Source organism: Pseudoxanthomonas putridarboris (assembly GCF_038321125.1).
GTDB classification, from domain to species: domain Bacteria; phylum Pseudomonadota; class Gammaproteobacteria; order Xanthomonadales; family Xanthomonadaceae; genus Pseudoxanthomonas_A; species Pseudoxanthomonas_A putridarboris.
In genome coordinates, this window is record NZ_JBBWWT010000011.1 from 101,083 (window position 1) to 110,394 (window position 9,312).

Here is a 9,312-nt window from a genome sequence, read left to right on the forward strand (position 1 = left end):
AACCCATGGTAGCGACCTGTGGGAGCGACGTAAGTCGCGACAAGGCAATGCATGCCGTCGGCTGCAAGAACACGGACCGCTTCAATGGAACCTCCCGACGGCCAGCGACCCGAACCGGGATGTCGCCTTCCAGTCGTCTCCATCCGCTTCAATCCGCGTCGCGGTCCTTGCGGATAGCCGTCGCGACTGACGTCGCTCCCACAAGGCCTCCTACGGGCGGGCCACGAACTCGCGCAACGCGGCATGCAGGCGCCTCAGGCCCTCGGCGATTTCCTCGTCGGAGATGTTCAGCGCCGGCACGAAACGCAGCACGTCGGGGCCGGCCTGCAGCAGCAACAGGCCGTGGGCGGCGGCATGGTCGAGGATCTCGCCGGCACGGCCAGCGTATTCGGGCCTCAGCACCGCGCCCAGCATCAGGCCGCGGCCGCGTACCTGTGCGAACAGGTTCAACTCCGCGTCGATCGCGTCCAGCCCCTTGCGCAACGCCGCCGACTGGCGCGCCACGTTGTTGGCGATCTGCGGCGAGGCCAGCTTGCGCAGCGCCACCCGCGCCACCGCCGCGGCCAGCGGGTTGCCGCCGAAGGTGGTGCCGTGCGCGCCGAACTGCATCACCTCGGCCACCTTGGGCCCGGCCAGCATCGCGCCGATCGGGAAGCCGCCGCCCAGCGCCTTGGCCAGCGTCACGATGTCCGGCGTCACGCCGTCCTGCCAGTGCGCGAACAGCGTGCCGGTGCGGCCCATGCCGGCCTGGATCTCGTCCAGCACCAGCAGCGCGCCATGGTGGTCGCACAGCCCGCGCACCGCGCTGAGGAAGCCGGACGCGGCCGGCATCACGCCGCCTTCGCCCTGCACCGGTTCCACCATCACCGCGGCCACGTCGCCGCAGGACATGGCGATCTCCAGCTGGGTCAGGTCGTTGAAGTCGACGTAGCGGAAACCGGCGGGCAGCGGCTCGTAGCCTTCCTGGTACTTCGGCTGCGCGGTGGCGGTGACCGTGGCCAGCGTGCGGCCGTGGAAGCTGCCGCGGAAGGTCACGATGACGCGCTGGTCCGGCGCGCGCCCCTGCGAGGCGGCCCACTTGCGCACCAGCTTGATCGCGGCCTCGTTGGCCTCGGCGCCGGAGTTGCACAGGAACACGCGCTCGGCGAAGCGCGAGGCGCCCACCAGTTCCTCCGCCAGCCGCAGCGGCGGTTCGCTGTAGAAGACGTTGCTGGTGTGCCACAGCCTGCCGGCCTGTTCGGTCAGCGCGGCGACCAGGTCCGGGTCGTTGTGGCCCAGTCCGCAGACGGCGATGCCGGCGGACAGGTCGACGTACTCGCGGCCCTCGCTGTCCCAGACGCGCGCGCCCTGCCCGCGCTCCAGCACGACGTCGCGCGGGCGGTAGACGGGGAGGTAGTAGCGCTGGCCGTTGGCCAGCAGGTCGGACGTGGCGATGGCGCTCATGGCGGCGGCTCGGGCGGCAGGATCAGCCTGTCATTGTCGCCGATCGCGCCGGCCAGGCCACCGGGCACCGCAGCATATGCCCCGGGACGCGCCGTCAGCCGGCGAACGCGATCTCCGCCGACGGCAACGCGCGGATGCTCGGGCCGAAGCTGCGGATGGCCGGCAGCGTGGCGTTGTGGTGCGCGCGGATCCGCGCGGCGTCGGCGTGCGGCTTGTCGTGGGTGGTGTGGGCGTCGGCCGCCAGCACCACGTGGTAGCCGTGCGCCGCCGCGCTGCGCGTGGTGGTGTCCACGCAGAACTCGGTGGCGTAGCCGCACAGCACCACGCCCTCCACACCGCAGAACGACAGCACTTCGTCCAGCCCGGTGCGCAGGAACGCATCCGGCGTGGTCTTGCGGATGCGGTGGTCGCCCGGCTGCACGTCCAGCGTGGGATGCAGCGCCCAGCCTCTGGAATCCGGCGCCAGGTCGCCATCGTCCTCGTGCTGCACGAAGATCACCGGCACGCCGGCCTGGTGCGCCCGCGCCGAGAGTCCATTGATGCGCGCCACCACCGCGCCGGCCTCCGCCGGCGCGGGTTCGGTCTCGAACAGGCCACGCTGCACATCGATCACGACCAGGGCGAGGTTCATCGGTCACCTGCGGAAGGGAGGCAGGCCGCCAGCTTCCCTCATCCCCGGCGCACTGCCAAGGTACGGGGTCGCACTCCGTTCACCTGGCCTTCGGCGCGCGTCCTGTGCCGCGAGCAGGCCATCGCCCGCTACCAACTGCCGGTATTGGGCATCGACAGCCACGGCTCCTGCGGCGGCAAGCGCTCGCCCTTCTGCAACAGTTCGATGGAGATCAGGTCCGGCGTGCGCACGAAGGCCATGCGACCGTCGCGCGGCGGCCGGTTGATGGCGATGCCCTGCGACTGCAGGTGCGCGCAGGTGGCGTAGATGTCGTCCACCTCGAAGGCCAGGTGGCCGAAGTTGCGCGCGCTGCCGTAGTCCTCGGGCGGCGAGCCGTCTTCCGGCGGCCAGTTGTACGTCAGCTCGATCTCGGCCTCGGGATTGGCCGGCGCACCGTAGTAGACCAGGGTGAACCGGCCTTGCGCGTTCTCCATCCGCCGCGTTTCGGTCAGGCCCAGGCCTTCGGTGAAGAATCTCCCGGTGGCGTCCAGGTCGTGGACGCGGATCATGGCGTGCAGGTATTTCATGGCGGGGGTCCGGTGGCGGTGTGGCGAGGGAGCCGCGGCGCGCAGGCCGCAGGCTGGCATTATGGTGCCTCACTCCCAGGTTCGCAGAGATGACCCGTCCGCTCCGCTTCGACACGCTCGCCGCGCATGCCGGCGTCGATCCCGATCCCGTCAACGGCGCGCTGGCGCCGCCGTTGCAGCTGGCCACCACCTTCGAGCACACGCCCGACGCGCGGACGCCGCTGGGCTACCTGTACCAGCGTTACGACAATCCCAACCAGCGGCAGGTGGAGGAAGCCCTGGCCGCACTGGACGGCGCGGCCAGGGCACTGTTCTTCGCCACCGGCATGGCCGCCGGCACCGCGGCGATGCAGGCCCTGCCGCCCGGCAGCGAGTTGCTGATCGCCGGCGACACCTACTTCGGCTATCGCGCGATCAGCGAGAAATGGCTGCCGCGATGGGGCGTGCGCCATCGCGTGGTCGACATGACCGACCTGGACGCGGTGCGCGCGGCCATCACCGCCGATACCCGCCTGCTGTGGGCGGAAACCCCTTCCAATCCGCTGCTGAAGGTCTGCGACATCGTCGCGCTGGCGGACATCGCGCACGCCGCCGGCGCCCGCCTGCTGGTGGACGGCACCTTCGCCACGCCGGTGCTGCAGCAGCCGCTGGCGCTGGGCGCGGACATCGTATTGCACTCGGCCACCAAGTACCTCAACGGGCACGGCGATGCGATGGGCGGATCGCTGGCCTTCGCGGCCGACGACGACTTCGCCGCGGCCTGCAACGAGTTGCGCCGCTTCACCGGCAACACCGCCTCGCCGCTGTCGGCCTGGCTGGTGCTGCGCGGCCTGCGCACGCTGCCGGTGAGGGTCGAGCGCCACTGCCGCAATGCGCTGGTGGTGGCACGCTTCCTGGAGGCGCACCCGCGCGCGCGGGAGGTCCACTATCCGGGCCTGGAGACGCATCCGATGCACGCCGTGGCGGCGCGGCAGATGCGCGGCGGCTTCGGCGGCATGCTGTCGTTCGAGGTCGCCGACGGCGCCGCGGCACTGGAAGTCGCCGGTCGTCTGCGCCTGTTCGTCAACGCGACCTCGCTGGGATCGACCGAGTCGCTGGTCGAGCACCGCGCCTCGATCGAGGAACCGCGCGTGGTGTCGCCGCGCGGACTGCTGCGCCTTTCCATCGGCCTGGAGGACCCGCAGGACCTGATCGACGACCTGGCGCAGGCATTGGACGCGCGATAGAAGCGGCCACGACGGGCGACCGAGCGTCAGTCGAGGACGGACGCGCGGGGGCGATGCGCCCAGGCGTTGGCCAGCAGGCAGGCCAGGATCAGCACGCTGTATTCGGCACCGTTGCGGCCCAGCCCGACGACGAACCAGCCGGCCGGCGCATGCACCAGCCAGATGCCGCAGGCGTAGATGGCGCTGAACACCAGCGCGATCGGCGCGACCCAGCGGCCCCACGCGAACACCGGGGCGGCGACCAGTTCGAACACGGTCACGAACCACGCGATGCCCAAGCCCCATGGGAAACCACGCGAATCCAGGAACGCACCGAACGGCGTCACCCCGTCCGCCAGCACGCGCGCCACGCCATGGATGAACAGCAGTACGGCCAATGCCACGCGGACGAACGCCAGCGCCTGGCGGGTGGAAGCATCACGTGAGGGTGCCATCGTGTCTTTCCTCGTGCGGATCAGAGGGCGGGCCAAGCTGCGCGCGCAGCGCGGCGGCCATCGTATCCAGCGCATCGCGCGGCACGGGTGAAGGCAGGCCATGGGGATACAGGCGGAACAGGCCGTCGCGGTGCCGGCGCGGCTGCACGTGCAGGTGGACGTGCGGCACTTCCTGGCCGCCGGCATCGCCGTTGGACTGCCACAGGTTGAGCCCGGGCGGATCGTGCAGCGCCCGCAATGCGTTGGCCACGCGCACCGCCAGCCGCATCAGGTCGGCGGCGATGTCGGGTGGCAGGTCGTAGATCGTTTCCACGTGCTCGCGCGGAACGACCAGCACATGGCCCGGGACCGGCTGGCGCAGGTCCATGAAGGCGACGGCACCCGGACTCTCGGCCACCCGGCTGGCCGGCGCCTTGCCGGCCACGATGGCGCAGAACGGGCAGTCCGCGCTCACGGATCGAGGAACAGGTCCGGCAACAACGGCTGCGACGCGTCCACCGCATACGGCGCGAAATCGCTGACGCCGGCCTCGCGCAGCACGTCCTCGTCGATCAGGAAGCGGCCATGGAAACCTTTCGCTTCCCGTACCAGCACCGCGTGCGCGGCATCGGCGACGATCTGCGGCGTGCGGCAGCGCGGTATCTCCACGCCGGGGATCATGTTCAAGGCATCGGTGGCGATGATGGTGCGCGGCCACAGCGCGTTGACCGCGATGCCCTGCGGGCCGAACTCGCCGGCCAAGCCCAGCGTCACGAAGCTCATGCCCATCTTCGCCAGCGTGTAGCCGGTGTGCGGCGCCCACCATTTCGGGTCCAGCGATGGCGGCGGCGCCAGGGTCAGGATGTGCGGGTTGGCGGCATGCTTGAGGTACGGCAGGCAGGCCTGCGCGCACAGGAAGCTGCCGCGCGCGTTGACCTGGTGCATCAGGTCGAAGCGCTTCATCGGCGTGTCCAACGCGCCGGCCAGCCAGATCGCGCTGGCGTTGTTGACCAGGATGTCGATGCCGCCGAAGGCATCCACGGTGGCCGCCATCGCGGCGCGCACTTCGTCCTCCTCGCGGATGTCGCACTTCAGCGCCAGCCCCTGCCCGCCCGCGTCCGTCACCGCCTGCGCGGCGGTATGGATGGTGCCCGGCAGCTTCGGATTGGGCACCGACGATTTGGCCGCGATCGCCACGTTGGCGCCGTCGCGCGCAGCGCGCAATGCGATGGCCAGGCCGATGCCGCGCGAGGCGCCGGTGATGAAGAGGGTCTTGCCTGCAAGGTTCATGTCGGCTCCTGCGCCTGCGTTCGTCAAGCCACCATTGTAGGAGCGCCCTCGGGCGCGATGCTTTTCCAAACGATCCCGCCAAGAGCATCGCGCCCGAGGGCGCTCCTACAATCCTCAACCCTCAATCCTCAATCCCGAATCCCGGGCGTCAAGGCCTAGGCCCCTGCCCTTCATTGTCTTCCCATTTCAACAGCTTGCGGGTGACGAAGCGATAGACCGGCTTGCCGGTGCGGAACCACGCATCGCGCACCCACGAGTGGCGTTTCAGCACGCGCCGCTCCACCGGCGTCAACGACTCGGGGCAATACGTGCGCTTGTGCTTGAGCAAATGCCGGAGGTCCTCGCGCGCCAGCAACCGCATCCAGCGCGAGCGCGGATCGCCGCGCACGGCCAGCTGGAAATCGATCACCGCCGGGCGGCCGTCGGCCAGCACCAGCCAGTTGGCTTCCTTGGCCAGGTCGTTGTGCGCGATGCCGCGCCGGTGCACCTGCTGCAACAACCGGCGCGCGGCACGGAAGTAGGCCAGGTCGCCGCGCGGTGGTTGCTGGTACATGGCCGCGCCTTCCAGGTAGCTTCGGTCCAGCCGCACGCCGTCCCACGCCAACAGTTGCGGGGTGGCGTCGAGCCCCGCCAACTGGCCGATGGCGCGCGCCTCGCGCCGCGCCAGCCGCCATGCCGGCAGCCGCAGCCACCAGGGCGAGGCCGACAGGTCGCGGCGCACGAAAACGCCGCGCGCATCGCGCATCAGGGCGATGCGGCCGAAGCTGTCGGCCTTCAGCGCGGCGATCTCGACGGGGGGCTGCGTATCCACGCGGCCATTCTACTTGGCCGAAAGTGGCAGGCGCCGGTCATGTGCCGCCGCCTATAATCGGTGGATGAATTCCTCCTGGTTCGACACCCTGCTGGCCTGGATCAGCGCACATCCGATCGCGGCCGGCCTGGTGATCTTCGCCATCGCCTTCTGCGACGCGGTGATCATACTGGGAGCCATCGTGCCGGCGCTGCCGCTGCTGTTCGCGGTGGGCGTGCTGATCGGCCTGGGCGAGATATCCGGCCCCTACGCCCTCCTGTGCGCAGCGCTGGGCGCGCTGATCGGCGATGCGACCAGCTACTGGATCGGCCACCGCTGGGGGCCTCGGCTGCGCCAGGCCTGGCCGTTCAGCAAGTATCCGCAGCTGCTGGACCGGGGCGAGACCCTGTTCCGGCGCAATGCGCTGAAGAGCATCCTGGTGGCGCGCTACGTGGGGCCGATCCGGCCGTTCGTGCCGGCGGTGGCCGGCATGCTGCGGATGCCGCTGCGGCGCTATTTCCTGGCCAGCGGCCTGGCGTCGGCATCGTGGGCCGCGCTGTTCCTGTTGCCGGGCTGGGTGTTCGGCCACGCCTACGACGCGGTGGCGGCGGTGGCCGGGCGCCTGGGACTGGTGCTGGGACTGCTGTTGCTGGTGCTGGCGGTGGCCTGGGCCGCGGTGCTGTATACCTACCGCTGGTTCGCCGACCACGCCGATGCGCTGCTGGCGCGCGCGCTGGCGTGGTCGCACGCGCATCCGGTGCTGGGGCGGCATACCGAGGCGTTGTTCGATCCGCGCCGCCGCGAATCGGTGCCGCTGGCGCTGCTGGCCATCGTGCTGCTGGCCATCGTCTGGGTATGGTTCGCCTTCCTGATGATCGTGATCGGCCACGGCGAACCGCTGATGGTCGACCTGGCGGTCTACGAACTGATGCAGGCGCTGCGCAATCCGCTGGCCGACTATCCGCTGGCCGCGATCGCCTCGCTGGGCGACGAGCAGGTGCTGGCGCCGGCCTCGCTGCTGGTGCTGCTGTACCTGTGCTGGCGCAAGCGCTGGATGGCGGCGGCGCACTGGCTGGCGGCGCTGGCCTTCGGCCTGGCGCTGACCGCGTGGCTGGGGGCGTCGGTGGACATCCCCAAGCCGCCCAGCGTCAGCAGCGGCTTCGGCTTCCCGTCCATCGCGGTGACGATGGCCACCATCACCTTCGGCTTCTTCGCGGTGCTGATCGCGCGCGAGTTGCCGGGACGCACCCGCGTGTGGCCGTACCTGGTGTCGGGCGTGGTGGTGGCGCTGATCGGCTTCGCCCGCATCTACCTGGGCGCGCACTGGCTCAGCGACATCATCGGCGGCATGTTGTTCGGCATGGTGTGGCTGCTGGTGCTGGGCATCGCCTACCGCCGGCGCGTGGTGCGTTCGTTCTGGATCAAGCCGCTGGCCTGGCTGTTCTATGGCGCGTTCGCCGCCGCGGCGCTGTGGCACGCGCCACGCAACATCGAACCGATGCTGGCGCAGTTCCAGACTCCGGTGGTCGAGCGCACGCTGGCGTTGCAGGACTGGTGGCGGCAGGACTGGCAGACCCTGCCCGCACGTCGCAACGAGTTCGACGACGAACAGCGCTGGCCGCTCGACGTGCAGGTGGCGGGCCCGCTGGCGCCCTTGCAGGCGAAACTGGAGGCGGCGGGCTGGCGCGCGCAGCCGCAGGCCGGCTGGCAGGAGGCGCTGAACCTGCTAGACAGCGACCTGCCCGACGACCAGCAGCCGATACTGCCCGCCACGCTGGATACGCGCGCCGAAAGCCTGCTGATGCTGAAGGGCGGCCGTGCCGGCGAAGTGCTGGTGCTGCGGCTGTGGCCGGCCCATGCGCGCCTGCAACCCGGCGACACGCCGCTGTGGATCGGCAGCGCGCAGGTGCTGCAACAGCAGCGCGCATTCAACCTGATCCGCCTGTGGCGCCCGCTGCGCGAAGCCCGCACCGCACTGGATGCGGTGACCGAAGCCACGCAGTCGCTGGATCACCAGATCGCACCGCACCCGCAATCCGGCCTGCCGGTGCTGCGCATCCGCACGGTGGAAAGCGTGGCGGAGCACTGAATGTAGGAGCGCCCTTGGGCGCGATGCTCCTGCTTTCTTCGGCAACCACCTTAAAAAGCATCGCGCCCAAGGGCGCTCCTACGGCAGCATGACTGCTCAGTCGATCCAGCCGAGCAGTTGGTCCAGGCGTCGATGCGGGTCGTCTTCCTGCAGCAGCGACACGCGCTGTTCGGGCGATAGCGGCAGCACTTCCGCCAGTCGCCAGCCCACCCAGGCCGCCTGCTCGAACAGGCGTGGCGACAGGCCGCGCTGGTCGCCGCCGATCTGGTCCAGCAGCGTCTGCAACAAGGTGGCGAGCAGGCTGTGCTCGGGCTGCAGTTCGTCATCCGGGTCGGGCGGACACCACGCCACGTCGGCGACCACCAGTCCGTTGTCCCGCACCCGCGTGCGGCTGACATGGAAACGGCGGCGGCCGCGCAGGCGCAATGTCAGCAATCCATCCGGCCCGGTGTCGAAATCCTCGATGGCGGCCTCCGTACCGAAGGCCGCCGGCGTCGCCGGCTTGCCGACTTCGCTTCCTTCCAGGATCAGGCAGACGCCGAACCCGCCGCCGCTGCGACCGCAGTCGCGCACAAGGTCCAGGTAACGGCGCTCGAACACGCGCAACCCGATGGCGGCGCCGGGCATCAGCACGGTGTGCAGCGGGAACAGCGGCAGGGTTTCGACCATTGCGGCGACGATTCCGTGGAAAGGGTTCGGGCCCCGACAGGCTAACTGCAAAAGGTACCGGGGCTGGTTTTTAGGTAATTCCTAAGCTTTCCGGACCAGAATGGGCCGCATTTCCTGGATCGAAGTGGCCTTCAAAAGCCTGAAAAGCAGGGGTTTGAGATCCTGCTGGCGGTGGTTGAAGCGGTAGCAAACTTC

At 69.9% G+C, this 9,312-nt stretch carries 10 protein-coding genes; 2 read left to right on the forward strand and 8 right to left on the reverse strand.

Features of this window, described 5'->3' with window-relative positions; translation table 11 throughout:
• Positions 1-210 precede the first annotated feature (210 nt).
• The 3 genes from AAD027_RS17200 to AAD027_RS17210 form a co-directional block, all read right to left on the reverse strand.
• On the reverse strand, positions 211-1,443 hold the full coding sequence (locus AAD027_RS17200; protein WP_341727261.1) for an acetylornithine transaminase: 1,233 nt from the start codon (positions 1,441-1,443) through the stop codon (positions 211-213).
• A 94-nt stretch (positions 1,444-1,537) separates the two neighbouring features.
• Positions 1,538-2,074, reverse strand: coding sequence for a cysteine hydrolase family protein (locus tag AAD027_RS17205; protein WP_341727262.1), 537 nt, complete (start codon positions 2,072-2,074; stop codon positions 1,538-1,540).
• Between the two features lie 128 nt (positions 2,075-2,202).
• Positions 2,203-2,640, reverse strand: a complete 438-nt coding sequence (locus tag AAD027_RS17210) for a VOC family protein (RefSeq protein ID WP_341727263.1) — start codon at positions 2,638-2,640, stop codon at positions 2,203-2,205.
• An 89-nt stretch (positions 2,641-2,729) separates the two neighbouring features.
• Between AAD027_RS17210 and AAD027_RS17215 the strand changes: the two genes are divergently transcribed.
• Entirely contained in the window at positions 2,730-3,866 is a 1,137-nt protein-coding gene (locus AAD027_RS17215) for a trans-sulfuration enzyme family protein (protein WP_341727264.1), read from the forward strand.
• A 26-nt stretch (positions 3,867-3,892) separates the two neighbouring features.
• Here the strand turns inward: AAD027_RS17215 and AAD027_RS17220 are convergent, their stop codons facing one another.
• The 4 genes from AAD027_RS17220 to AAD027_RS17235 all read right to left on the reverse strand — a co-directional run bounded on the left by AAD027_RS17220 (position 3,893) and on the right by AAD027_RS17235 (position 6,380).
• Complete coding sequence (locus AAD027_RS17220) at positions 3,893-4,300, reverse strand: DoxX family protein (RefSeq protein WP_341727265.1); 408 nt, start codon at positions 4,298-4,300, stop codon at positions 3,893-3,895.
• Positions 4,284-4,754, reverse strand: coding sequence for an HIT family protein (locus AAD027_RS17225; protein ID WP_341727266.1), 471 nt, complete (start codon positions 4,752-4,754; stop codon positions 4,284-4,286). Before AAD027_RS17225 ends, AAD027_RS17220 begins: the two co-directional genes overlap by 17 nt.
• Complete coding sequence (locus AAD027_RS17230; RefSeq protein ID WP_341727267.1) at positions 4,751-5,569, reverse strand: SDR family oxidoreductase; 819 nt, start codon at positions 5,567-5,569, stop codon at positions 4,751-4,753. Before AAD027_RS17230 ends, AAD027_RS17225 begins: the two co-directional genes overlap by 4 nt.
• Before the next feature lie 148 nt (positions 5,570-5,717).
• Positions 5,718-6,380 carry a protein kinase family protein gene (locus tag AAD027_RS17235; protein ID WP_341727268.1) on the reverse strand — a complete coding sequence of 221 codons (663 nt, stop codon included), beginning with the start codon at positions 6,378-6,380 and terminating at the stop codon, positions 5,718-5,720.
• A 64-nt stretch (positions 6,381-6,444) separates the two neighbouring features.
• Here AAD027_RS17235 and AAD027_RS17240 point away from each other — a divergent pair, with 64 nt between their 5' ends.
• Positions 6,445-8,448: a bifunctional DedA family/phosphatase PAP2 family protein gene (locus tag AAD027_RS17240; protein WP_341727269.1), complete on the forward strand. Its 2,004-nt coding sequence runs from the start codon at positions 6,445-6,447 to the stop codon at positions 8,446-8,448.
• A 96-nt stretch (positions 8,449-8,544) separates the two neighbouring features.
• Here AAD027_RS17240 and AAD027_RS17245 read toward each other — a convergent pair whose 3' ends face one another.
• Entirely contained in the window at positions 8,545-9,117 is a 573-nt protein-coding gene (locus AAD027_RS17245) for an LON peptidase substrate-binding domain-containing protein (RefSeq protein WP_341727270.1), read from the reverse strand.
• Positions 9,118-9,312: the final 195 nt, after the last annotated feature.